This window comes from Methylobacterium oryzae, assembly GCF_021398735.1.
Lineage (GTDB): Bacteria > Pseudomonadota > Alphaproteobacteria > Rhizobiales > Beijerinckiaceae > Methylobacterium.
The window spans coordinates 2445988-2469596 of the sequence record NZ_CP090349.1; the positions used below are offsets into that span (position 1 = coordinate 2445988).

The following is a 23609-nucleotide window of genomic DNA, read 5'->3' on the forward strand; positions in this document are numbered from 1 at the left end:
CCGGGACGGGCCCGCCGCAGATTCGCCGTCAGGATCGGCTCTATCGGTGCCGCGCGCAGGGCTGCCCGTCGGGCCCGCCGGGCACTGAAACGTTGACAGGCGCCGGCTCTTTCATAGTAATCGCGCGCGTGCCGCCCAGGACTGAGGCGGCACTTTCATTTGGAGCCGGCTCAACGCTCGCTCCGGGATCCTGCGTGAAACGGAGATGGGACCCGTGACGTCAGCCCTTCTGCCGACCTACGTCCGCGCGCCGCTCGCTTTCGAGCGCGGCGAGGGCGCCTGGCTCGTGACGGAGGGTGGGGAGCGATATCTCGACTTCGGCGCCGGCATCGCGGTGAACGGCCTCGGCCACGCGCACCCGCACCTCGTCGGCGCGCTGACCGAGCAGGCGGGTAAGATCTGGCACACCTCGAACCTGTTCCAGATCCCGGGCGGCGAGCGCCTCGGGCAGCGCCTCGTCGACGCGACCTTCGCGGACGTGGTGTTCTTCTGCAACTCGGGCGCGGAGGCGAACGAGGCGGCGATCAAGATCGCCCGCAAGTACCACGCGGCCGGCGGGCAGCCGGAGCGCTACCGGATCGTCACCTTCGCGGGCGCCTTCCACGGGCGGACGCTGGCGACGCTCGCGGCCGGCGGCCAGCAGAAGTACATCGAGGGTTTCGGTCCGAAGGTCGAGGGCTTCGACCAGGTCCCGGCCGGCGACTGGGCCGCGCTGGAGGCGGTGATCGGGCCGGAGACGGCGGCGCTGATGATCGAGCCGATCCAGGGCGAAGGCGGCGTGCGGGAGATCCCCCACGCGGACCTGCGCCGGCTGCGCGAGATCTGCGACGCCAACGGCCTCCTGCTGATCATGGACGAGGTCCAGACCGGCGTCGGCCGCACCGGGCGGCTGTTCGCGCACGAATGGTCCGGCATCACCCCGGACATCATGAGCGTCGCCAAGGGCATCGGCGGCGGCTTCCCGCTGGGCGCCTGCCTCGCGACCCGCGAGGCCGCGCGCGGCATGACCGCCGGCACGCACGGCACCACCTTCGGCGGCAACCCGCTCGCCATGGCGGTGGGCAACGCCGTGCTGGACGTCGTGCTGGAGGAGGGCTTCCTCGCGCGCGTCGCCCGCTCCGGCCTGCTGCTCAAGCAGAAGCTCGCGGCCCTGCGCGACCGCCACCCGCACGTCATCCAGGAGATCCGCGGCGAGGGGCTGATGCTCGGCCTCAAGCTCGGCGTGCCGAACACCGACTTCGCCGCCGCCGCGCGGGACGCGCATCTGCTGGTGATCCCGGCGGGCGACAACATCGTCCGCCTGCTGCCGCCGCTGACCATCGGCGAGGCCGAGATCGACGAGGCGGTCCGCCGCCTGGACGCGGCGGCGTCCGGCTTCGAGGCCGTGCGCGGCGCGGCCGAGTAGGATCGATCCGCGCGATTGAGAACACCGCCCCCCGGACCCCGGAGGGCGGCCCGAAGCATTTCCGGGCGCGGTCGATCCCGCCGCGCGTGACGGAGATGCCCCTGCCAGGAGGTAGAGTGCGGTTCATGATCAGGTGATCGGTGAGCAGACTCTAGTGATTGTGACGCGATGAAAGCCCAGATTGACGGCCGGGCACAGGCCCCGGCCAGGCACCTGAACGGTGCCGGCCCTCGTCATTTCCTCGACCTCAAGGATTTCTCCGGTGCGGAGCTGCGCCGGGTCCTCGATGCCAGCGCCGCCATCAAGGCGCGCCGCCGCAAGGGCGAGCTGGCGGCCGAGCGCCCGCTCACCGGCAAGACCCTCGCTATGGTGTTCGACCGGCCCTCGACCCGCACCCGTGTCTCCTTCGACGTGGCGATGCGCGAACTCGGCGGCGAGACCCTGATGCTCACCGGCTCCGAGATGCAGCTCGGCCGCGGCGAGACCATCGGCGACACCGCGCAGGTGCTCTCGCGCTTCGTCGACGCGATCATGATCCGTATCCTCGACCACGGTCAGATGCTGGAGCTGGCCGAGTACGCCACCGTCCCGGTGATCAACGCCCTGACCAAGGTCTCCCACCCGTGCCAGATCATGGCCGACGTGCTGACCTTCGAGGAGCATCGCGGGCCGATCCGCGGCCGCAAGGTCGCGTGGTCGGGCGATTCGAACAACGTGCTGGCGAGCTGGGTCCACGCCGCCGCCCGGTTCGACTTCACGCTCAACGTCGCGAGCCCGCCGGAGCTCGCGCCGCCGCCGGCGCTCCTCGCCTGGGCGCAGCAGGAGGGCGCCGACGTCCACGTCACCACCGACGCCTTCGCGGCCGTCGACGGCGTCGATGCCGTGGTCACCGATTGCTGGGTGTCCATGGGCGACGACGACGAGGCGCACCGCCACAACCTGCTCAGCCCCTATCAGGTCAACGACAAGCTGATGGCGGCGGCGAATCCGGGCGCGATCTTCATGCACTGCCTCCCGGCTCATCGCGGCGAGGAGGTGACGGCCGAGGTGATGGACGGCCCGCGCTCCGTGGTGTTCGACGAGGCCGAGAACCGCCTGCACGCGCAGAAGGGCATCCTGGCCTGGTGCCTCGGCGCCAGCGGGCTCTGATCCCGCACTCATACTGTCCGGCCTCGCGCTCGCGGGGTCGGCGCACCATATAGGCGTGAGCGGGCGGCCCGTGCTGCCCGTCTCCCCATCACGGCCGCCGGAAGGCGGCATCCCGGCGACGAACGGAGCGCGCTGCGCCGCCGCTCCCGCTCCGGGCTGGACGGGGTGAGGGATCCGATCGCTCCGCCAAGGTCATCGCCTCACGCCGCCCGGCCCCCGGGAGGACGGATCCCCGCTTTGCCGGCACGCGCCGCCGGACGCATCGATCGGAGAGGGCATGACCTCAGGAACGCAGTCGCACCCCCAGTCGCCATCCCAGCCGCAGGCCCCGAATGCCGGCAACGGCCATGCCGGCGCCGACGACGCCGTGCTGCCCTTCGCCGTCGAGGCGCTGGACGTGCGCGGCCGCGTCGTCCGCCTCGGCCCGGCCGTCGACACAATCCTGCGCCGCCACGGCTACCCGGACCCGGTGGCGCGCCTGCTCGGCGAGGCCGCGGCGCTGACGGTGCTGCTCGGCTCCTCCCTCAAGTTCGAGGGCCGGTTCCAGCTCCAGACCAAGACGGACGGTCCGGTCGCGATGATCGTGGTCGATTTCGAGGCCCCGGACCGGCTGCGCGCCACCGCGCGGTTCGAGCCGGAGCGGGTCGCGGCCCTCGGGACCGGCCCGCTCAAGGATGCCGAGCTGATCGGCACCGGGCATCTCGCCATGACCATCGACCAGGGCACCGCCGCGAGCCGCTACCAGGGCGTCGTCGCCCTCGAGGGCCAGAGCCTGGAGGAGGCCGCGCACCAGTATTTCCGCCAGTCGGAGCAGATCCCGACGCAGGTGCGCCTCGCCGTGGCCGAGGCCGTGGAGGAGGGGGCCGGGCGCTGGCGGGCCGGAGGGCTGCTCGTGCAGTTCCTGCCCCAGTCGGTGGATCGGGCGCGCCTCGCCGACCTGCCCCCGGGCGATATCCCGGAGGGGCACGCGCACCTCTCGGGGGAGGCGCCGGAGGACGATGCCTGGGTCGAGGCCCGCTCGCTGGTCGCGACCATCGAGGATCACGAGCTGGTCGACCCGAACGTGTCGAGCGAGCGGCTGCTCTACCGGCTGTTCCACGAGAGCGGGGTGCGGGTGTTCGACCGCCAGCCGGTTCAGGAGACCTGCCGCTGCTCGCGGGAGCGCGTGATGGGCATGATCCGCTCGTTCACGCCGCAGGAGCGGCACGAGATGGTGGCGGATGACGGGCGCATCGTCATCACCTGCGAGTTCTGCTCCCGGCGCTACGACCTCGATCCCCAGGAGGTCGAGGCCGAGATCGCCGGACAGCCCGGCCAGTAGAGCGCAGGACAGCGGGCCTGCGGACCAGCATGCCCGCGTCTACGGCCAAGCTTTTCCGCGCGAAACGCACGAAGATCGGTATTCGTTGCGTAAATTTTTGATCCCTCCAGGCTGAACCGTTTCGCGACCTTTGACGTTGCGTCGCAGATTCAACATTGGAGGGTACGCCATGCGGAAATTATCGATCGGATTGGCCGCGCTGCTGATCAGCACCTCGGCCTACGCCCAGCAGGGTGGCGCCGATCGCGGCGCCGGGATGGGCGGTCGCGGCGGTCAGGGTAACGCCGAGTCCGGCATGAAGGCCGGCGGCGGCGAGCGCGGCGGCATGCAGGGCGGCGCCCAGGGTGGCATGCAGGGTGACATGAAGGGCGGCCGCCAGGCGGCGTCCGAGCGCTCCGGTGCCGAGGCAGGCCGGTCCGCGCAGGGCCGCGAGGCCGGCGGCGAGGGCCGCACGGGTCAGGATCGCATGGCTCAGGACAAGGACCGGGCCGGCACCGAGCGGGGCGACCGCCGCGGTGATCGCGCCGACCGCGACGAGCGCGGGGATCGCGACGGCGCGCGTGCCGATCGCGGTGACCGTCGCGGTGACCGCCGCGCCGACCGCGCCGATTTCCGGGGCCGGACCGACGTGAGCCGGACGGATGTCCGGTCCGAGCGGGTCGAGGGCGGCTTCCGCCGCGAGGGCCGCTACGTGTTCATCGGCGGCCGCCGGGTCGTGTACGGCTCGCCGGAGTATCGCCGCCTGATCGTCACCGAGAATCGCGGCCCGCGCGCGCGTTACGTCGTGATCCGCGGCCAGCGCGTGCTCTACGGTTCGCCCGAGTACCGCCGCTTGGTCAGCGTCCGCGAGACCGGCCCGCGCGAGCGCTACGTCGTCATCCGCGGCCAGCGCGTGGTGTACGGCTCCCCCGAGTACCGCCGCCTCGTCTCCGTCCAGGAGGACCGCTTCGTGACGATCCGCGGCCAGCGGGTGCGCTACGGCTCCGCCGAGTACCGGCGCCTGAGCGGCGGCGGTGCGGTCAGCGCGAGCTTCCGCTCCGAGCAGCGCGCCGGCGCGCGCTTCGACAACCGCGGCGAGCGCGACGGCATCCGCAACGCGTCGCGGAACGAGGGCCGCAACGAAGGCCGGATGGACCGGAACGACCGCGGCCAGGATCGGGGGATGGACAAGGCCTCCCGTCAGCAGGAAGGCAAGAACGACGGTATGCGCAACAGCGACATGCGCGGCGGTCAGCAGGACGGCATCCGCAACGCGTCCGATCGCGGCGGCCAGCAGGGCGGAATGAAGTCCGGCGCCGAGGGCGGCCGGACGGGCGGCGCGGAGCGCGGCGGCATGAGCGGCGGCAGCGCGGGCGGCAACGGCGCCATGGGCGGCGCCCAAGGTGCCGGCCGGGCCGGCGGCCAGACGGGCGGTGCCGGCCGCAACTGAGCGGCGTGAGCGCGGGGGCGGGGCCGACGGGCTCCGCCCCCGCGTCGTTTCAAGCTCGTCCGTCGCCCGTCGGCGGCGGACGAGACCCGGTTCAGACCTTCAGGACGGGCTCGGCGATGTCGCCGCCTCCGCCGCGGGCCCTCAGGTAGTCCGGCTGGAACAGGCACATCCGCACGGCGTCGCGGTAGCGCCCGTTCACGAAGAACTCGTCCTTCAGCACGCCCTCGGGGTGGAAGCCGCAGCGCTCGTAGATCCGCACGGCCCGGGCGTTGTCCCGGTCGACGTGCAGGTAGAGCTTGTGGATGTTGAGCACGCTGAACGCGTAATCCATGGCGATCCGGGTGGCCTGCCACGCGTAGCCGCGGCCCTGGAAGCTCGGGTGGATCGCGATCTGGAACTCGCAGCGCCGGTGCAGGTGGTTGATCTCGACGAGCTCGATCAGCCCGGCCGGCTCCCCGCTCGGATCGGCCACGATGAAGCGCCGCTCGGTCTGGTTGTGGATGTTGCGCTCGTAGAGCTGCTGCAGTTCGGCGAAGGACTCGTAGGCCTCCTCGAACCAGTAGCGCATGATGCTGTCGTTGTTGTTGAGCTGGTGGACGAAGCGCAGGTCCTCCCGCTCCAGCGGACGCAGCTTGATGGTGATACCGGTCGCCGCATTCATGACGCACTGGCCTCGATCAGCTCGCGCAGGAAGTGCTCACCCTGGCCCAGGGCATCCAGGGTGATGAACTCGTCGGGCTGGTGCGCCTGGGCGATGTCGCCGGGGCCGCAGACCACCGTCGGGAGACCGGCCGCCTGGAAGCGCCCGGCCTCGGTGGCGTAGGGGACCGCGACGGTGTGGTTGCGTCCGGCGAGGCGCAGGCAGAGGCGCTCGGCCGCCGAGCCCGGCTCCGGGGCGAGGCCGGGGATGTCGACCTCCTCCAGCGTCTCGATCCGCCCGAACGCGCCGTAGCGGTTGAGGCGCTCGCGGGTGACCCGCTCGACCTCGGCCGCGAAGAGCCGCGGGATCTCGGCCGGGTCGAGATCCGGCAGGCCGCGATACTCCCAGAGGAAGCGGCACTCCTTGGCGAGGATGTTGCGGGCGGTGCCGCCCTGGATCGTCCCGACATGGACCGTGGTCGAGGCCGGGTCGAACCGCCCGGACGGGTCGCCGCGCTCGATCATCAGGTCGGCGATCCGGTTGAGGCCGGCGACGAGGTCGCAGGCGGCCGATACGGCGTTCGCGCCGAGGGCGGGGCGGGCGGAATGGGCCTCGTGGCCGTGGACCGTGGTGAGGCAGGTGACGATGCTCTTGTGGGCGTCCGCCACCTCCATGCCGGTGGGCTCGCCGACGATCACCGCGGCCGGTCGGGGCAGGCCGTCGCCGAACCGCGCGATCCCATCCATCGAGCCGAGGCAGGTCGTCTCCTCGTCGTAGGAGAGCAGGATGTGGATCGGCCGCTTCAGACCGGCGGCGAGCATGTCGGGCACGAGCGCCAGGGCCAGCGCGTCGAAGCCCTTCATGTCGACCGCGCCCCGTCCGTAGGCCCGGCCGTCGGCGACGCGCAGGGTGAACGGGTCGCCGGTCCAGGCTTGGCCCGCCACCGGCACCACGTCGGTGTGGCCGGACAGGATGGTGCCGCCGTCGACCATCGGGCCGACCGTGGCGAGGATGGCGGCCTTGTCGCCCGCCGCGTTCGGGAGGCGCAGGTACGGGACGTCCCAGCCGTCGAGATAGGCGCAGACGGCGTCGATCAGGGCGAGGTTGGACTTGTCGCTCTCCGTGTCGAAGGACACGAGGCGGGCGAGCATGTCGAGCGGGCTCAGCCGCTCGCCGGTCGCGGACATGGATTCCTCCGGGGCGAGGCCCCGGGCCGGGACCTCAGTGCAGGCTGCGGCGGACGTGCGGGCTGTCGAGGGAGAAGGCGGGGATCTCGGCCTCGAAGCTCTCGCCGGCCACCGTCGCCATGGTGTAGCTGCCGGCCATCAACCCGTCGGGCGTGTTGAGCGGACAGCCGCTGGTGTAGCAGAAGGACTCGCCCGGCTCCAGCACCGGCTGCTTGCCGACCACACCGGTGCCGCGCACTTCCTGGCAGGCCCCGTGGCCGTCGATGATCCGCCAGTGGCGCGAGCGCAGCTGGACCTGCTCGCTGCCGTTGTTCACGATCTCGACCGTGTAGGCGAAGAAGTACCGGCTCTCGGTCGGCGAGGACTCCTCCTCGACGAAACGAGACTGGACCGTCACACTTATTCCCCGCGTCTCGGCCTTGTACATCGCCCTATTTGGCCCTTCTTCGGACGGTACGACTCGCGGAAGCCGAATGGAACGCGCTTCCCGGCCGGTGGTAGTGGGCGGCGGAATCGCCGTCAATTGCGGCGGACTACCTCGCGCGGCGCGGCGGGCCGCCGGTCGCGGCGCCGGCCTCACGAGGCCTCCGGACGCGGTTAAGCCCGCGTTAGCGGGTCCCGGCGGACAACGCTGCTCGGCGTGACGCGGACCGGCCGGGGCGCGCGAGGGAGTCAGGGGCGCGATGAACGCGGGCGCAGCCACGGGAGCCGCCGAGACGAGCGCGGACGGCCGATCCGGCATCCTGCCGGCCCAGGCGATCGCCGCCCTCGCGCGGGCGGGCGGCATCCGGAATGCGAGCCCCTTCGCGGCCGATCAGATCCAGCCCGCGAGCCTCGACCTGCGCCTGGGCGCCAGGGCCTACCGGGTGCGGACGAGCTTCCTGCCCGGCTCGGGACGGACGGTCCAGGCCTGCGTCGACCGGCTGTCGCTGCACGCCGTCGACCTGCGCCCGGGCGCCGTCCTGGAGACGGGCTGCGTCTACATCGCGGAGCTTCAGGAGAGCCTCGCCCTGCCGGCCGATCTCGCGGCGGCCGCGAACCCGAAGAGCTCGACCGGGCGCATCGACGTCTTCACCCGCGTCATCACCGACCGGGGCGAGGCCTTCGACCAGGTCGAGCCCGGCTACGACGGGCCGCTCTACGCGGAGATCTCGCCGCGCACCTTCCCGGTCCTCGTGCGCAGCGGCTCGCGGCTGTCGCAGATCCGCTTCCGCCGCGGGGCGCCGCGGCTGACCGAGGCCGAGCTCGGCCTGCTGCACGCCCGCTCGGCCCTGGTCGACGCCGGCAGCCCGTCCTTCCAGGGCGGCGTGGCGGTCTCGGTCGACCTCGCCGGCTTCGACGGCCTCGTCGGCTACCGGGCGAAGCGCCACACCGGCCTCGTCGACGTCGACGCCCCCGGTCGCCACCGGGCGGCGGATTTCTGGGAACCCCTCGCCGCCGACGGATCGGGCAGCCTGATCCTCGATCCCGGCCAGTTCTACATCCTGGCCTCCAAGGAGGCGGTGCAGGTCCCGCCGGACCACGCCGCCGAGATGGTGCCGTTCGATCCCCTCGTGGGCGAGTTCCGCGTCCACTACGCGGGCTTCTTCGACCCGGGCTTCGGCTATGCCGGGGCCGGCGGGGCGGGCGCGCGGGCCGTGCTGGAGGTCCGCTCCCGCGACGTGCCCTTCCTTCTGGAGGACGGGCAGATCGTCGGCCGCCTCGTCTACGAGCGGATGCTCGACCTGCCGGAGACGCTCTACGGGGCGGGGGCCGGCTCGAACTACCAGGCCCAGGGGCTCAAGCTCTCGAAGCACTTCGCCCTGTAGTCCGGCCCGGACGCGCCGACGGGAGCATCGATCGCATGGACGCCGTGGACCGGAAGATCCTCGATCTCCTCCAGCAGGACGCGACGCTCCCGGTGGCCGAACTCGCCGAGCAGGTCGGCATCAGCGCGGCGCCGTGCTGGCGGCGGGTGAAGAAGCTGGAGGCGTCCGGGGTGATCCGCCGCCGGGTCGCCCTGGTGGACCGCCGCAAGGTCAACGTCCCCACCACGGTGTTCGTGGCCGTGAAGGCACCGCGCCACGCCGCAGACTGGTCGGACGCGTTCCGGCGGGTGGTCGCCGGCTTCCCGGAGATCGTCGAGGCGTGGCGCCTGACCGGCGAGATCGACTACCTGCTGCGGATCGTGGTGCCCGATATCGAGGCCTACGACGCGGTCTACCAGCGCCTCATCGCCAAGCTCGACTTCTCGAACCTGTCCTCCTCCATCGCCATGGAGGAGATGAAGTACACGACTGCCGTCCCGACGATCTACGTGGCGTGACGCGGCCGCGCCGCGGCGGGGCTCAGCCCGCCGCCACCGCGTAGGTCCGGTGGATCGACGAGTCCTGCGCCCGGTGGTCGTAGCCGTAGACGTGGATCGAGACGGCCGCCTCCGGCCCGTCATTGGCGATCCGGTGCAGGTTCGGCCCCGTTGGCATCATGCAGGCGACGAAGCCGGGCATGCGGACGGCGTCCATGGTCGCCACCGCGTGGGTCTCGCTGATCGGACGGTACCACGTCTCCCGCAGGCTGCCGCGCAGCAGGCCGAAGCAGCACGAGCAGTGGTGGTCGTGGACCGGCGTGACCGTGCCGGGCGCCCAGACCATCGCCCAGACGCTGATCGCCTCGGTGCCGAACAGGAGGTTCCGGCTCAGGCCGGGCCCCCGGCCGACCAGCCGCGACGGGTCGAGCAGATCCGGCTGGGCCAGCAGGCGCACCAGGGTCGCCCGGGCCGAGGCCAGATAGGCCTCCGGCGAGCGGCTCGCGGAGCGCGCGAGGTTCGCCAGCATCGCCTCGACGTCGGTCGGGGTGGTGGTCTGCGGCATCGGCAGGTCTCCTTCGGTGCCCTTTCACGAGGCTGCACGAAGGATACCCAGAGGCTGGCGATGACGGGTTGCGTTCTCGAACGTCATCACGTGCGACGTGGCAATGCCATTGCCCGGTGACGCCCGAGTAGGAAATGGTGTTGCGCGCGCCCGATCATTCCCGCGCGGCTGACGCCGGCGCGGCGGGTTCAGCCGGCCGCGGCCTCGTCGAGCAGCCACGCCACGGCGCCCGCGCTGGTTACGCGGCCGGCCGGCAGGGTCTCGCCGGCGGCCAGCCGGGCCAGCGGGACCCGCTTGCCGGCCCCGGTGACGAGGAACAGCACGTGCCGGGAGGACGCGAGCGCCGGCAGCGTCAGGCTGATCCGCGGAACGAACGGCTCCAGGCCGGCCTCGGGCACGGCGACGACGAGCCGCCGGGTCTCGTCGACGGCGGGCTTGCCGGGAAACAGCGAGGCGGTGTGCCCGTCCTCACCGAGGCCGAGGAGCACGAGGTCGAACAGCGGGCGGGCCGGATCGAGGCGCTCGGCCCCGTAGAAGTCGAGGAGCGTCCGCTCGTAGGCGCGGGCGCCCGCCTCCGGACCCTCGTCCGAGGGGATGAAGTGGAGATGCGTCGGCGGGATCTGGGAACCGTGCCCGAAGGCCTCCCGAACCATCCGGACATTGCTGCGCGGATCGTCCCACGGCACGGCGCGGTCATCGCCGAAGAACCAGTGGATCCGCTCCCACGGCACCCGGGCCGCGTAGTCCGGCCCGGCGAGCAGGCCGTACAGCACCTTGGGCGTCGAGCCGCCCGAGAGGCAGAGCGCGATCCGGTCGGACCGGCTCTCGCCGCAGGCCACGATGATCCGCTCGGCCGCCTCGCGGGCAACCGCCTCCGGATCCTTCAGGACGTGGGTTCCGACGGGAAGGCTCATGGGTTCGGGCCCTGCGGCTTCGGGGGTCGGACAGGTCGGCCTGCGGGCGTCCCGCTCAGCCCTTCGGCTCCTGGTGGCCGCCGAAGCCCTTGCGCATCGCCGAGAGCAGCTTGTCGGCGTAGCTCGCGTGCTCGCGGGAGCGGAAGCGGCGGTAGAGCGCGGCGGAGAGCACCGTCGCCGGGACGCCCTCCTCGACGGCGGCGTTGATGGTCCAGCGGCCCTCGCCCGAATCCTCGACGTAGCCGGAGAAGTCGGTGAGCTGCTCGTCGCCCGCGAGTGCCTGGGCGGTCAGGTCGAGCAGCCAGGACGAGACGACGCTGCCGCGGCGCCAGACCTCGGCGATGTCGCCCATGTTGAGATCGAAGCGGCGCTCGGCCGGCAGGTCGGACGCGTTGGCGTGGCGGAGGATGTCGAAGCCCTCCGCGTAGGCCTGCATCAGGCCGTACTCGATGCCGTTATGGACCATCTTGACGAAGTGGCCGGCGCCGGTCGGGCCCGCGTGAATGTAGCCCTGCTCGGCGCGGGGGTCGCGCCCCTCGCGGTTCGGCGTCTTCGGGATGTCGCCGATGCCGGGCGCCAGGGTCTTGAAGATCGGGTCGAGGCGGTCGACGGCTTCCTTGTCCCCGCCGATCATCATGCAGTAGCCGCGCTCCAGGCCCCAGACGCCGCCCGAAGTGCCGACATCCACGTAGTGCAGGCCCTTCTCCTTCAGGGCGGCCCCGCGGCGGACATCGTCGCCGTAGAAGGAGTTGCCGCCGTCGATGATGCAGTCGTCCGCCTGCATCAGCCCCGAGAGCGCCTGGACGGTCTGCTCGGTGATCGCCCCGGCCGGCAGCATCACCCAGGCCGCGCGCGGCACCTCGAGCTTCGAGACCAGGTCCTCCAGGCTCGACGCGCCGACCGCACCGGCCTCGACCAGGGCGGCGACGGCCGCCGGATTCTGGTCGAACACCACGGCTGTGTGCCCGTCGCGCAGGAGACGCCGGACGATGTTGCCGCCCATCCGGCCGAGGCCGATCATGCCGAGTTGCATTGCTGCCCTTCCTTACCGATTGCCCCCGCGCGGCGAGGGTCAGGCCCCTACGGCTTCACCGACGTCACAGGCGATCCGCCGCGGCGGACCGGCGGCGGGCCGGGAAGCCCCCCGCCGGCGGTCCGGGACGGCTAGACGACAGCCATCTTCAGCGCCGCCGCGACCCGCACGAGGCCGGCCTTCGTGTCGCCGCCCTTGAGGTGGACGCGCAGCGCCCGCCGGCCGCGCTCGGCGAGGACGGCGAAGTCGCCCCGCGCCTGCGCCGCGACGACGGTGCTGAACCCGAGCTTCCGGCCCGGGATCGGCAGGTCCTCGGCAGCGTCCGCAGTGATCTGCAGGAACACGCCGGTGTCCGGGCCGCCCTTGTAGGCCTGGCCGGTCGAGTGGAGGAACCGCGGCCCGAACTCCAGGCAGGTCGCGACTTTGCGGGCGTCGCGCACGGCGATCCGCGGCTCCTGCAGGATCGCGGCGGCCTCGGCGTCGCGCGGGACGTAGGCCAGGAGCCCCAGGTAATCGCCGTCCTTCAGGCGGCCGATCTGCGCCTTCATCGCGGCCTCGAGCCCCTCGGCGGCCGGCTTGAGGGCGTCGGCGTTCCGCGGATCGGCGTAGAGCGCGACCCAGTCGTCCTCGTAGAGCGGCGTCTCGGCGGGGAGGGCGCCCTTCGCCTCGGCCTCGGCGAACAGCTTCTTCGTCTCGACCTTGCTGGCCTCGACGTCGGGCTGGTCGAACGGGTTGATCCCGATCACTGCACCGGCCACCGCGGTCGCCATCTCCAGGCGGTAGAATTCCTGCGGCAGCTGCTCGATCGAGTCGAGGGTGATGCGGGCGATCGGGTGGCCGTCCCGCTCCAGGGCGCGCAGGGCCTCGTCCTGCGCGGCCTCGGCGTTGCCGTCGAGGCGCAGGTAGACGAAGAACCGGTCGTGGCCGTAGACGGCCGGGACGCCGACCGGCTCGCCGTCCACCGGCACGAGGCCCTTGCCCTGCTTGCCGGTCGATTCCGCGATCAGCTGCTCGGCCCAGGCGCCGAAGCTCGCGATCGCCGGGGAGGCGACGATCGTCACCTTGTCGCGCCCGGCGAGCGCCGCGGCGCCGATGGCCGTGCCGAGCAGGACGCCCGGGTTCACGGCCGGCGGCACGGCCGGGCCGCAGGAGCGGACCATGATGCGGGCGGTCTCGAGGAGCGCCTTCACGTCGAGGCCCATGGCGGCGGCCGGCACGAGGCCGAAGGCCGAGAGCACCGAGTAGCGCCCGCCGATCTGCTTCACGCCGTAGAAGATCTTTTTGAACCCATCCGCCTTCGCGGCGCGCTCCATGTCGGAGCCCGGATCGGTCACGGCCACGAAGTGGTCGCCGGCCTTCTCGCCGAGCACGTCCTTGGCGCGGGCCAGGAAGTAGTCGCGGAAGACGTTCGGCTCCAGGGTCGAGCCGGACTTGGACGCGACGATGAACAGCGTCTTGGCCAGGTCGATGCTCGCCTCCAGGGCGCGCACCTGATCCGGGTGGGTCGAGTCGAGGATCTGGAGCTTCGGGAACCCCTCGCGCTGGCCGTAGGTCAGGCTCAGGACCTCCGGGCCGAGGCTCGACCCGCCCATGCCGAGCACGACCGCGTCGGTGAAGCCCTGCGCCTTCACCCAGTCGGAGAAGGCGGCGTAGTCGGCGGCCTTCTCGAGCTCTTCCTCGACGATGTGCAGCCAGCCGAGCCAGTTCGCCTCGTCGTGGCCGGACCAGACCGAGGCGTCGCCCGCCCAGAGCCGGCGGATCGACCCGCTGGCGCGCCAGGATTCGACGGCCTTCTTGGCCTCGGCCGCCAGGGTGTCGTCCATGGCGAGGCTCTGCCCGTCCAGACGGTGCCCCAGCAGCGCGACGCGCTTGCCGGCGACGGCGCCCAGCAGGTTGTCGGCGGCGTCGATGAAGAGCTGCACGCCCTCCTTCACCAGCTGCTCGGCCACCGCCTCGATGTCGATCCCGGCCCGGGCGAGGCGGTTCATCACCGCCTCGGCGCCGGGCACGTCCTCCTCGATCGTGGCCCGCACCACGCCGTGGTCGCGGAACGCGTCCATGGTGGCCGGCGGCATCGTGTTGACGGTGTTCGGTCCGATCAGCTCCTCGACGTAGAGGACGTCGGAATAGGCCTTGTTCTTCACGCCCGTGGAGGCCCAGAGCAGCCGCTGCGCCTTGGCGCCCTTCTCGGCCAGGGCGGTCCACTTGGATTCGGCGAAGATCGTCTTGTAGCGCTGGTAGGCGAGCTTGGCGTTGGCGATCGCCACCTTGCCCTTCAGCTGCTCGAGGGCGAACTTCTCGTCCGGATCGTTGGCCTGCGCGATCTTCTCGTCGAGGAGCTTGTCGACCAGGACGTCGATGCGGCTGATGAAGAAGCTCGCCACGCTGGCGATCCGCGAGACGTCGTGGCCGGCCTTCGCGCGCGCGTCGAGACCGTCGATGAAGGCGCGCGCCACGGCCTCGTAGGCCTCCTGCGAGAACAGCAGGGTGACGTTGATCGAGATGCCCTCGCTCGTCAGCTGCCGGATCGCCGGGATCCCCTCCGGGGTGGCCGGCACCTTGACCATCAGGTTGTCGCGGGAGACCGCCTTGTGCAGGCGGCGCGCCTCGGCCAGCGTCGCCTCGGTGTCGAGGGCGAGGTAGGGCGAGACCTCCAGGCTGACGTAGCCGTCGGCGCCGTCGCTCGCCTCGTAGACCGGGCGGAGCACGTCGGCGGCCGCCTGGATGTCGGCGATGGCGAGCCCCTCGTAGAGGTCGATGACGCGGCTGTCGCCGGTCGCCTGCACGGCCTTCAGGCTGTCGTCGTACTCGTCCGAGTGGCCGATCGCCTTCTCGAAGATCGACGGGTTGGAGGTGACGCCCCGCAGGCCGTCGCGCTCCACGAGCTGCTTCAGCTCGCCCTTCTCGATGAATCCGCGGGCCACGAAGTCGAGCCAGACCGCTTGATCCTGTTCGTCGTGCAGGGCCTTGAGCGCGTTCATGTCGGTTCCTCGCCTCGCGTACCGCGTACTCTCGCCCGAACGCACCCTCCCGCCCGGACCGGGCGGGAGAGCAGGCCCCCGGGCTACTTCTTGTGCTTGGCCACCTGCGCCTTCGCGGCGTCCAGGACCTTCTCGGGGGTAAAACCGAACTTGGTCTGGAGATCCTTGATCGGCGCCGAGGCGCCGAAGGTGTGCATGCCGATGATCGCGCCCTCGGAACCGGCGTAGCGGTCCCAGCCGATGACGCTGCCCTGCTCGACGGCCACCCGGGCCTTGACGGCGGGGGGCAGCACCGAGTCGCGGTAGGCCTCGTCCTGGCGCTCGAACAGGTCCCAGGACGGCATCGACACGACCCGGGCCTTCACCCCCTCGGCCTTCAGGGCCTCGTAGGCACCGACGCAGAGCTGCACCTCGGAGCCCGAGGCGAGCAGGATCACGTCGGGCGTGCCCTCGCTGTCGGCCAGCACGTAGCCGCCCTTGGCGGTGCCGGAGGCGGCCCCGTACTTCGCGCGGTCGAGGGTCGGCAGCGGCTGGCGCGAGAGGGCGAGAACCGCCGGCTGGTTCTTCAGCGTGAAGATCACCCGGTAGGCCTCGGCGACCTCGTTGGCGTCGGCCGGGCGCAGGGTCACGAGGCCCGGGATGCAGCGCAGCGACAGGAGCTGCTCCACCGGCTGGTGGGTCGGCCCGTCCTCGCCCACGCCGATCGAGTCGTGGGTGAAGATGTGGAAGACCGGCAGCTCCATGAGCGAGGCGAGCCGGATCGGCGGGCGCATGTAGTCGGCGAAGACCAGGAAGGTCGCGCCGTAGGCCCGCAGCCCGGAGAGGCCGAGCCCGTTCACGATCGAGCCCATGGCGTGCTCGCGGACGCCGAAATGCAGGTTGCGGCCGCCCGGCGAGAACGGGCCGAACGAGCCCGCGCCCTCGAAGGTCAGGTTCGACTTGTTGGACGGCGCCAGATCGGCCGAGCCGCCGAGCAGGAACGGCACGTGCTGGGCGATGGCGTTCAGCACCTTGCCGGAGGATTCGCGGGTGGCGAGGCCCTTGGCGTCCGGCTCGAAGACGGGGATGTCCTTGTCCCAGCCCTCCGGCAGGCGGCCTTCCAGGAAGGCGTTCAGGTCCTCGGCGTGGGCGGCGTCCGCCTCCTTCGCCTTGGCGAGCAGGCCCTGCCACGAATCGTAGAGGCCGGCGCCGCGCTTGCCGATGCCGTTGCGGAAGTTCTCCTGCACGCCGTCCGGCACGAGGAACTGCGCGTCCTCCGGCCATCCGTAGGCGCGCTTGGCGCCCTTCACCTCGTCCTCGCCGAGCGCGTCCGAGTGGGCCTTGGAGGTGCCCTGCTTCTTCGGGGCGCCGTAGCCGATCACCGACTTGACGATGATGAGCGTCGGGCGGTCGTTGGTGGCCAGGAAGGTCTCGATCGAGCCCGCCAGCGCGTGCACGTCGTTGGCGTCGGCGACGCGCAGCACCTGCCAGCCGTAGGCCAGGAAGCGGGTCGCGACCTCCTCGCCGAAGGCCAGCTCCGTGTGGCCCTCGATGGTGACGGTGTTGTCGTCGTAGATCCAGCAGAGGTTGGCGAGCCGCAGGTGGCCGGCGAGCGAGGCGGCCTCGGAGGCGACGCCCTCCATCAGGTCGCCGTCCGAGCAGACGGCGTAGACGTTGTAGTCGAACAGCGGCAGGTTCGGCCGGTTCAGGTGCTGGCCGAGGAAGCGGCTGCCCATGGCCATGCCGACCGAGTTGGCGACGCCCTGGCCGAGCGGGCCCGTGGTGGTCTCGACGCCGGTGGTGAAGTGGTATTCCGGGTGGCCCGGGGTCCGGCTGTCGAGCTGCCGGAACTTCTTGATGTCCTCCAGCGACACCGCCGGGGCATTGCCGCCGTCGCTCTCGGCGACGCCCGCGAGGTGCAGCAGCCCGTAGAGCAGCATCGAGGCGTGGCCGCAGGACAGCACGAACCGGTCGCGGTTCGGCCAGTGCGGGTGCGCCGGGTCGTAGCGCAGGTAGCGGTTCCACAGCGTGTAGGCGACCGGCGCCAGCGCCATGGGCGCGCCGGCATGGCCCGAATTGGCCTTCTGCACCGCGTCGATCGCGAGCGTCCGGATCGTGTTGATGCTGAGCGTATCGATCTCAGCGAGGGCCGCCTTGGCGGGAGTGTCAGCACCGCTCATGATGTCGCGTCTTCCAGTTCGCCTCGCGCGGTCCGCTTCGCGGCTTCGCGCTGCCGTAGGACGGCGGGAGGAGCTCCGTTGGCCTTACCACCCTGCCGATCCGCCGGCCCTTCGCCGCGCGTATAGCTGAGGAGCGTGTTGACGAGGGCGACGTGGGTGAACGCCTGAGGGAAGTTACCCACAAGACGCTTGGCTTGCACGTCGTATTCCTCGCTGACGAGGCCGAGATCGGTGCAGATGCCGATCAGGCGCTCGATCAGTGCCCCGGCCTCGTCGCGCCGCCCCAGGCCGATGAGGTTGTCCACGTACCAGAAGGTGCAGGGCAGGAAAGCCCCCTCGGAGCCGGTCAGCCCGTCGGTGGTCTGGCCCTCGGTCTCGTAGCGGAGGATGAAGCCGTCCCGCATCAGCCCCTTGCCGATCGCCTCCACGGTGCCGACCACCCGGGGATCGTCCTGCGGGAGGAAGCCCGTATGGGCGATGAGCAGGAGGCTCGCGTCCAGGGCCTTCGCGCCGTAGGACTGGACGAAGCTGTTGAGAGCGGGATCGAAGCCCTTCTCGCAGACTTCGGCGTGGATCTCGTCCTTGACGGCGCGCCAGCGCTCGGCCTGCTCCTGCGTGGCGCCGTTCTCGTGCATCTCGTGCATGCGCAGCGCCCGGTCGAACGCCACCCAGGCCATGACCTTCGAGTGCGTGAAGTGGCGACGCCCGCCGCGCACCTCCCAGATCCCCTCGTCGGGCTCGCGCCACGCGGTCTCCAGGTGGTTCAGGATCGCGAGGCCGACCCGCAGGCCGTCCTTGCTCACCGGCAGGCCGCGGGCATGGGCCTGGTAGAGCGCGTCGAACAGCTCGCCGTAGACGTCGAGCTGGAACTGGCTGGCGGCGGCGTTGCCGATGCGGACGGGCCGCGAGTTCTCGTAGCCCGGCAGCCAGTCCAGCTCGATCTCGGGCAGCAGCCGCTCGCCGGCGATGCCGTAGAGGATGTGCGCCTGCTCGGGATTGCCCGCCACGGCCCGCAGCAGCCAGCCCAGCCAGTCGCGCGCCTCGTCGATGTAGCCGCCGTCCATCAGGGCGATCAGCGTCAGGGTCGAGTCGCGCAGCCAGCAGAACCGGTAATCCCAGTTCCGGATCCCGCCGAGCCCCTCCGGCAGGGAGGCCGTGGGCGCCGCCACGATGCCGCCGGTGGGCTCGTAGATCAGCGCCTTGAGGGTCAGGAGGGAGCGCTGGAGCATCCGGTCCCAGCCCGTGCCGCCGGCGCAGCGCGACGACCATTCGCGCCAGTGCTGGTCGGTGGCCTCGAGGACCTTGCGCGGCTCGATCGGGGGCGGGTCCTCCTCGTGGGAGGGACCGTAGCTCAGGACGAACCGGTGCTTGTCACCGGCATGGACGGTGAACTCGGACACCGTCGTCTGCGCGTCCGATCCCTTGAGATGGACGTCGGTGCGCAGCACGACCTTGTGAGGGCCCGAGACGGCGCGCAGGTCGCCCAGCTCCGAGCGGGAGACCCAGGGCACGGCCGAGCCGTAATCGAACCGGACCGCCATCTCCATCCGCATGGCGACGCGCCCGTGCACGCCCTCGACGAGCCGCACCAGATGGGACCCGTCGCCGACCGGCATGAAATCCGTGACCAGGACCTCGCCCTGCCGCGTGGTGTGGCGGGTTTCCAGCACGAGGCTGCCCGGCCGGTAGGACCAGCGCGTCTCGACGTGCTCGGCCTCGGGGAAGATCTTCCAGAAGCCGTGCGCCTCGGTTCCCAGGAGGCTGGTGAACAGGGCGGCCGCGTCGAAGCGCGGCCAGCACAACCAGTCGACGCTGCCCTGACGGCTGATCAGCGCCGCGCTCCGGCAATCCCCGACGAGCGCGTAATCCTCGATGCGTGCAGCCATCCGGCCCCGGCCCCGGTCCGCGGCCGGCAGTCCGGGCCGTCCGCTGCGACGCACCTAGGACGTCCGGTCACGAGATCCAGAGGTCGGGGTGCCCGCTGCCCGACGCGGTCAGCGCAGGCAGTCGGCCACCGCCAGGGCCACCGTGCCCTGGACCGCCCTCGCGCTGCTGCGCACGAGATTCGCCGCGTCGCCGACGGCCCGCGCGGCCGGAACCAGGGTCTCCACCACCGAGGCCGCGAAGGGCATGGCCTGCGACGGGAGCAGGGCGTCCTCGGCCTCATCGGCCGCCCCGCGGGCGGGCGCCATGGGATCGGTGTTGCTGCGGGGCGTCTCGGGGCAGCGCCGGCCGGGGCAGGCGCGCCGGCCCGCGGCCGCGACGTGGGCGTTCGCCCGTGCGGCCACGGCCGGACGGGCGGGCAGGGACCCCGTCCGCGCGATCACGGCGTCGAGCGGGTACTGCTCGGCGAACGCGATCACGGCGGGCGGGCGGCCCGGCGCCGCGACGGCGGCGATCGGCGCGAAATCCGTGGGTCCGGGAGCGGCGGACACGCCCGCTTCGACCCGGGCGCCGGGCTGTCCGGGCTTCGAGGTCGGGCAGTAGAGCGAGGCCACGCCCAGGATTGCCACGACGGCCAGCGTCGGCAGGAAGGGCATGGACACGCGGCCGTGGGCGGCGGCCGTCAGGGCGGGCTGATCTGGCCTGCGCATCCGAATCACCGATCTCCTTGACCGCCGCGAGGCCTGTACAGTGCGGCCAGCATTGCGGCGGAAGCTGGACCGTTTCTTTGCGCAGCGGTTACTGGTGCCGCAAGGTGGGATTCCGCGGAAACGGGCGCCGCGGGCCCAGCACGGGCACGGGCCTTGCTTAGCTCGCGGCGGCCCGCGCCGGGCCGGCCTCGAGAAGAAGACCCGCCCCGTACCGGGCCACGATGACTGAAACCAATCTCACCGTCGCCGTGATCGACCCGAGCCGCGCCCGCGCGGCCATCCTGGAAGAGGGCCTGCGCGCCGCCGGGATCGGGCGCGTGGTCGTGATTCCCGACACCGCCGACCTCATGGAGCGCGTCGCCGCGCTCAAGCCCGACGTGGTGGTGATCCATCTGGAGAGCCCGAGCCGGGACATCCTGGAGCAGATGTCGGGTGTCTCCCGGCAGGTCGAGCGGCCCGTGGCGATGTTCGTCGACCGCTCGGACTCGACCATGATGCAGGCCGCCGTCGATGCCGGGATCTCCGCCTACGTGGTGGACGGGCTGCGGGCGGAACGGATCAAGTCGATCCTCGACATCGCGATCCTGCGCTTCAACGCCTTCGCGCGCCTCCAGCGCGAGCTGACGGAGGCGCGGGGCGAACTCGCCGACCGCAAGCTGATCGAGCGGGCGAAGGGCATCCTGATGACCATGAAGGGCCTCTCCGAGGACGAGGCGTACAAGCAGCTGCGCCGCAAGGCCATGAACGAGAAGCGCAAGATCGCCGACATCGCCCGGGCGATCGTCACCACCGCGGACCTGCTCGGATGAGGCTCCAGCTCGGCTACGTTCCGCTCTGCGACGCGGCGCCCCTGATCGCGGCCCACGAACTCGGCTTCGCCCGGGCCGAGGGGCTCGACCTCGACCTCACCGCCGAGCCCTCGTGGGCGACGCTGCGCGACCGGCTGGCGCTGGGCCATCTCGACGGCGCGCACATGCTGGCGCCGCTGGCGCTGGCGAGCCGGCTCGCCCTGTCGGGGCCGCCCTCAGACCTGATCGTGCCGCTCCAGCTCAGCACCGACGGCAACGCCGTCACGCTGTCCAACACCCTCTGGGCCGCGATGGACCCGGCCAGCGAGGCCCTGGCGGATGTCGCCCGCGCCTTCGCGGGCGTGGCGGAGGCCCGGCACCGCGCCGGCAGCCCGCTGACCCTCGGCACGGTGCATCCCTTCTCGTGCCACAGCTACCAAGTGCGGCTGTTCGCCGAGGCCGGCGGCCTCGACGCGGCGGCGTTCCGCACCGTCGTGGTCCCGCCGCAGCACTGCGTGGAGGCGCTGGCGCGCGGCCTGGTCGACGGGTTCTGCGCGGGCGCGCCCTGGAACGACGTGGCGGTCGCGGCCGGCCACGGGCGTGTGGCGGTCCACGGCAGCGCCCTCGCGCCGAACGCGCCCGAGAAGGTGCTGGCCGTCTCCGCGCGGCTCGACGGCGCGATCCTGCCGCTGGTGCGGGCGGTCGCCCGGGCCGGACGCTGGTGCGCGGATCCGGAGAACCGGACCGAACTGATCCATCGCCTCGCCCGCCGGACCTATCTCGATCTCGATCCCGCCCTGGTCGGCCGGGCCTTCGGCGATCCGGACCTGTCCGCCGAGCCCGGCACGCGCATCCGCTTCGGCGCGTCGGTCGAGGAGCCGCGCGCCGCGCAGGCCCGGTGGCTGCTGGAGCAGATGCGGGCGTCGCAGCAGGTGCCCGCGCAGTTCGACATCGCGGCGGCGATCGCGACCGTCTACAGGGCGGATCTGTACCGGGCGGCGATGGCGGATCTCTGACGACGGCGACACTTCGCGCGGTTCGTCATCGGCGCGCGGAATCGCGGCGAACAGCGGCGGAACGCGGGGCACGCTCGCCCGTTGTGCTTGAGCCATGCCCGGATGCCGCAAACTCGAAACTGGATCGTTGATCTCGCATCCGCGCGGGCGGGTCGAGCTTCGACGCTACGTCACGCGGGGCGGCCGCGTGCCCCGCGCCTGCAACGACAACCGTCGGGCGGGATCGCACCACGCCTGGTACTGGGTCCTGGCCGCCGGCGCGATGCCGACGCTGGGGCTCCTGGCGATGCTGTCGACACTCCTGTAACGGACCGCGACGTCGATGCGGGCGCGTTCCAGGCGCCGGCATTGCGCGCCTGCGATTCTACAACTCGAGAATCGGTCCGACTCGCGGCGTTATAGTCGCGAGAACTGACGTAATACGTTCATCATAATCCGAAGCTGCGCGTTGCCGGTCAGCCCATCGGGGCCGACGCGGCGATCGCGTGCGCGCGGTAGCCCCCCGTCGACGCGCCTCCGGAAATTTCCCGACCTTCCTGTCGCTGCCGGAAAGCCCGGTCCGCCCGTGATCGCTTTTGCGACGGGTCGCACAGTTTTTGTGCAGTGCCGAAGCCGCCGCCTCGACGGCCGAAACGTCCCGGCCGCCCCACCGATCCTGCGGGTCCGCGCGGCGCTCGCGGACCGCGCGGCGTCTGGCACGGAACCTGCAAACCTCCCCCCGTCCGTCAACGGCGACGGACAGCGCCGTCAGCGAGGCCGCTGATCCGGTTCTCCCTGGGGCTGAAGCCTGCCGGGAGACGACCGGCAGCGGCTTTTTCGTGGGCGGTCCGCCAACGACCCTGCACTCGAGGTTCCAGACGCGATCGAGCGATGGCGACATCCCCCATGGACACACGCGGACACGACGCGGGCGCCGGGAACGGCCCGCCGCGCGAGAGGCTGGTCGTCGTCGGCAACGGCATGGCCTCGCTGCGCTTCCTGGAGCGGCTGACCGAGGCCGCGCCCGGCCGCTACGACATCACCTGCATCGGGGCCGAGCCCACGGCCGCCTACAACCGGGTCCTGCTCTCCTCGCTGCTCGGCGGCGAGGTCGACGAGGCGGCCTGCGCCTTCCGGGGCCTCGACTGGTACGCGGATCACGGCATCCGCCTGATCACCGGCGCGCCGGCGACGCGGATCGACCGGGAGAACGGGCTCGTCATCGTGGGCGAGACCCACGTCCTGCCCTTCGACAGGCTGGTCCTCGCGGTCGGCTCCCTGCCGATCCGCCTGCCGAAGCCCGGCATGGACCTTCCGGGCGTCATCACCTTCCGCGACCTCGCCGACGTGGCGGCGATCCGCCGTGCCGCCGTGCAGCACGCGAAGGCGATCGTCATCGGCGGCGGCCTCCTGGGCCTCGAGGCGGCGGTCGGGCTCGCGCGCCTCGGCGTCGAGACCACGCTGCTCCACGTCATGGACCGGCTGATGGAGCGCCAGCTCGATCACCACGCCGCCGGGCTGGTGAAGCGCGCCATGGAGGCGCGGGGCGTGCGCGTCATCCTCAAGGCCGACACCGCCCGGATCGAGGGCGCGTCCCGGGTCGAGCGCCTCGTGCTGGCGGACGGCACCGCGCTCCCGGCCGACCTCGTGGTGATGTCGGTGGGCGTGCGCCCCTCGGTGGCGCTGGCGCAGGAAGCGGGGCTGGCGATCGGCCGGGGCATCACGGTCGACGACCGGATGACCACTTCGGACCCGCGGATCTTCGCGCTGGGCGAGTGCGCCGAGCACCGCGGCCAGATCTACGGTTTGGTCGAGCCCGCCTACGAGCACGCCGACACGCTCGCCCGCCACCTCTCGGGCGAGCCGGCCGAGTACCGGGGCACGGCCCTGTCCACGAGCCTGAAGGTTTCGGGCCTGCCGGTCTTCTCGGCCGGGATCGTGGACACGCCCGACGACGCGGAGGCGATCGTGCTCTCCGATCCCGGCGCCGGCCTCTACCGCAAGCTGCTGGTGCGCGGCGGCCGGCTGATCGGCGCGGTGTTCGTCGGCGACATCGCCGAGCAGGGCGCCTGCAAGGGGCTGATCCGCTCCGGCGACCCGATCGAGAACGTGGACGACTTGATGTTCGGGCGCCCCGCGCCCGAGCCCCTGGCTGCTTGAGGAGG

General features: G+C 71.8%; 20 protein-coding genes. 10 read left to right on the forward strand and 10 right to left on the reverse strand.

Translation table 11 applies throughout. The features are described from left to right. Positions 1 to 214: 214 nt before the first annotated feature. From LXM90_RS11715 to LXM90_RS11730, 4 genes are all read left to right on the forward strand, one after another. On the forward strand, positions 215 to 1405 hold the full coding sequence (locus LXM90_RS11715; protein WP_026605084.1) for an aspartate aminotransferase family protein: 1191 nt from the start codon (positions 215 to 217) through the stop codon (positions 1403 to 1405). Positions 1406 to 1573: 168 nt separating this feature from the next. Beyond that, the gene (gene argF, locus LXM90_RS11720) at positions 1574 to 2554 is read left to right on the forward strand and encodes an ornithine carbamoyltransferase (RefSeq protein ID WP_020094164.1); all 981 of its coding nucleotides are present in this window, start codon (positions 1574 to 1576) and stop codon (positions 2552 to 2554) included. A 277-nt stretch (positions 2555 to 2831) separates the two neighbouring features. Continuing rightward, the gene (locus LXM90_RS11725; RefSeq protein WP_020094165.1) at positions 2832 to 3875 is read left to right on the forward strand and encodes an Hsp33 family molecular chaperone; all 1044 of its coding nucleotides are present in this window, start codon (positions 2832 to 2834) and stop codon (positions 3873 to 3875) included. Positions 3876 to 4044: 169 nt separating this feature from the next. Next, positions 4045 to 5304: a hypothetical protein gene (locus tag LXM90_RS11730; RefSeq protein WP_103985603.1), complete on the forward strand. Its 1260-nt coding sequence runs from the start codon at positions 4045 to 4047 to the stop codon at positions 5302 to 5304. A gap of 91 nt (positions 5305 to 5395) precedes the next feature. Here LXM90_RS11730 and speG read toward each other — a convergent pair whose 3' ends face one another. Genes speG through apaG form a run of 3 tightly spaced genes read right to left on the reverse strand, consistent with a single transcriptional unit; the run spans position 5396 to position 7558 of the window. After that, entirely contained in the window at positions 5396 to 5947 is a 552-nt protein-coding gene (gene speG / locus LXM90_RS11735) for a spermidine N1-acetyltransferase (protein WP_026605087.1), read from the reverse strand. Positions 5948 to 5961: 14 nt separating this feature from the next. Continuing rightward, the gene (gene argE / locus LXM90_RS11740; RefSeq protein WP_020094168.1) at positions 5962 to 7131 is read right to left on the reverse strand and encodes an acetylornithine deacetylase; all 1170 of its coding nucleotides are present in this window, start codon (positions 7129 to 7131) and stop codon (positions 5962 to 5964) included. Positions 7132 to 7165: 34 nt separating this feature from the next. Next, entirely contained in the window at positions 7166 to 7558 is a 393-nt protein-coding gene (gene apaG, locus LXM90_RS11745) for a Co2+/Mg2+ efflux protein ApaG (RefSeq protein WP_012319280.1), read from the reverse strand. A 256-nt stretch (positions 7559 to 7814) separates the two neighbouring features. Here apaG and LXM90_RS11750 point away from each other — a divergent pair, with 256 nt between their 5' ends. Both LXM90_RS11750 and LXM90_RS11755 read left to right on the forward strand, forming a co-directional pair. Then, positions 7815 to 8939, forward strand: coding sequence for a 2'-deoxycytidine 5'-triphosphate deaminase (locus tag LXM90_RS11750; protein WP_020094170.1), 1125 nt, complete (start codon positions 7815 to 7817; stop codon positions 8937 to 8939). Positions 8940 to 8974: 35 nt separating this feature from the next. Next, positions 8975 to 9436 (forward strand): Lrp/AsnC family transcriptional regulator, encoded by a 462-nt coding sequence (locus LXM90_RS11755; RefSeq protein ID WP_012319278.1) that lies wholly within the window; start codon positions 8975 to 8977, stop codon positions 9434 to 9436. 22 nt (positions 9437 to 9458) lie between these two features. On the opposite strand, the gene LXM90_RS11760 is transcribed toward LXM90_RS11755, so the two are convergent. From LXM90_RS11760 to LXM90_RS11790, 7 genes are all read right to left on the reverse strand, one after another. Further along, positions 9459 to 9980: a cysteine dioxygenase gene (locus tag LXM90_RS11760; RefSeq protein ID WP_020094171.1), complete on the reverse strand. Its 522-nt coding sequence runs from the start codon at positions 9978 to 9980 to the stop codon at positions 9459 to 9461. Positions 9981 to 10168: 188 nt separating this feature from the next. Next, complete coding sequence (gene pgl, locus LXM90_RS11765; RefSeq protein ID WP_020094172.1) at positions 10169 to 10894, reverse strand: 6-phosphogluconolactonase; 726 nt, start codon at positions 10892 to 10894, stop codon at positions 10169 to 10171. A gap of 55 nt (positions 10895 to 10949) precedes the next feature. Next, entirely contained in the window at positions 10950 to 11927 is a 978-nt protein-coding gene (gene gnd / locus LXM90_RS11770) for a phosphogluconate dehydrogenase (NAD(+)-dependent, decarboxylating) (RefSeq protein ID WP_020094173.1), read from the reverse strand. Positions 11928 to 12058: 131 nt separating this feature from the next. Further along, positions 12059 to 14908, reverse strand: coding sequence for a bifunctional transaldolase/phosoglucose isomerase (locus tag LXM90_RS11775; RefSeq protein ID WP_020094174.1), 2850 nt, complete (start codon positions 14906 to 14908; stop codon positions 12059 to 12061). An 83-nt stretch (positions 14909 to 14991) separates the two neighbouring features. Beyond that, on the reverse strand, positions 14992 to 17067 hold the full coding sequence (gene tkt / locus LXM90_RS11780; protein ID WP_020094175.1) for a transketolase: 2076 nt from the start codon (positions 17065 to 17067) through the stop codon (positions 14992 to 14994). After that, complete coding sequence (locus LXM90_RS11785; RefSeq protein WP_020094176.1) at positions 17064 to 18953, reverse strand: glycoside hydrolase family 15 protein; 1890 nt, start codon at positions 18951 to 18953, stop codon at positions 17064 to 17066. The genes tkt and LXM90_RS11785 overlap by 4 nt, the downstream gene beginning before the upstream one ends. A 108-nt stretch (positions 18954 to 19061) precedes the next feature. After that, on the reverse strand, positions 19062 to 19661 hold the full coding sequence (locus LXM90_RS11790) for a hypothetical protein (RefSeq protein ID WP_020094177.1): 600 nt from the start codon (positions 19659 to 19661) through the stop codon (positions 19062 to 19064). A gap of 221 nt (positions 19662 to 19882) precedes the next feature. Between LXM90_RS11790 and LXM90_RS11795 the strand changes: the two genes are divergently transcribed. From LXM90_RS11795 to LXM90_RS11810, 4 genes are all read left to right on the forward strand, one after another. Beyond that, positions 19883 to 20470, forward strand: coding sequence for an ANTAR domain-containing response regulator (locus LXM90_RS11795; RefSeq protein ID WP_026605088.1), 588 nt, complete (start codon positions 19883 to 19885; stop codon positions 20468 to 20470). Next, positions 20467 to 21465: a CmpA/NrtA family ABC transporter substrate-binding protein gene (locus tag LXM90_RS11800; protein ID WP_020094180.1), complete on the forward strand. Its 999-nt coding sequence runs from the start codon at positions 20467 to 20469 to the stop codon at positions 21463 to 21465. Before LXM90_RS11795 ends, LXM90_RS11800 begins: the two co-directional genes overlap by 4 nt. Positions 21466 to 21592: 127 nt before the next feature. Continuing rightward, positions 21593 to 21772: a hypothetical protein gene (locus LXM90_RS11805; protein ID WP_020094181.1), complete on the forward strand. Its 180-nt coding sequence runs from the start codon at positions 21593 to 21595 to the stop codon at positions 21770 to 21772. A 578-nt stretch (positions 21773 to 22350) separates the two neighbouring features. Then, a complete protein-coding gene (locus LXM90_RS11810) occupies positions 22351 to 23604 on the forward strand; it encodes an NAD(P)/FAD-dependent oxidoreductase (protein ID WP_020094182.1) in 1254 nt (417 codons plus the stop codon). The last annotated feature ends 5 nt before the right edge of the window (positions 23605 to 23609 follow it).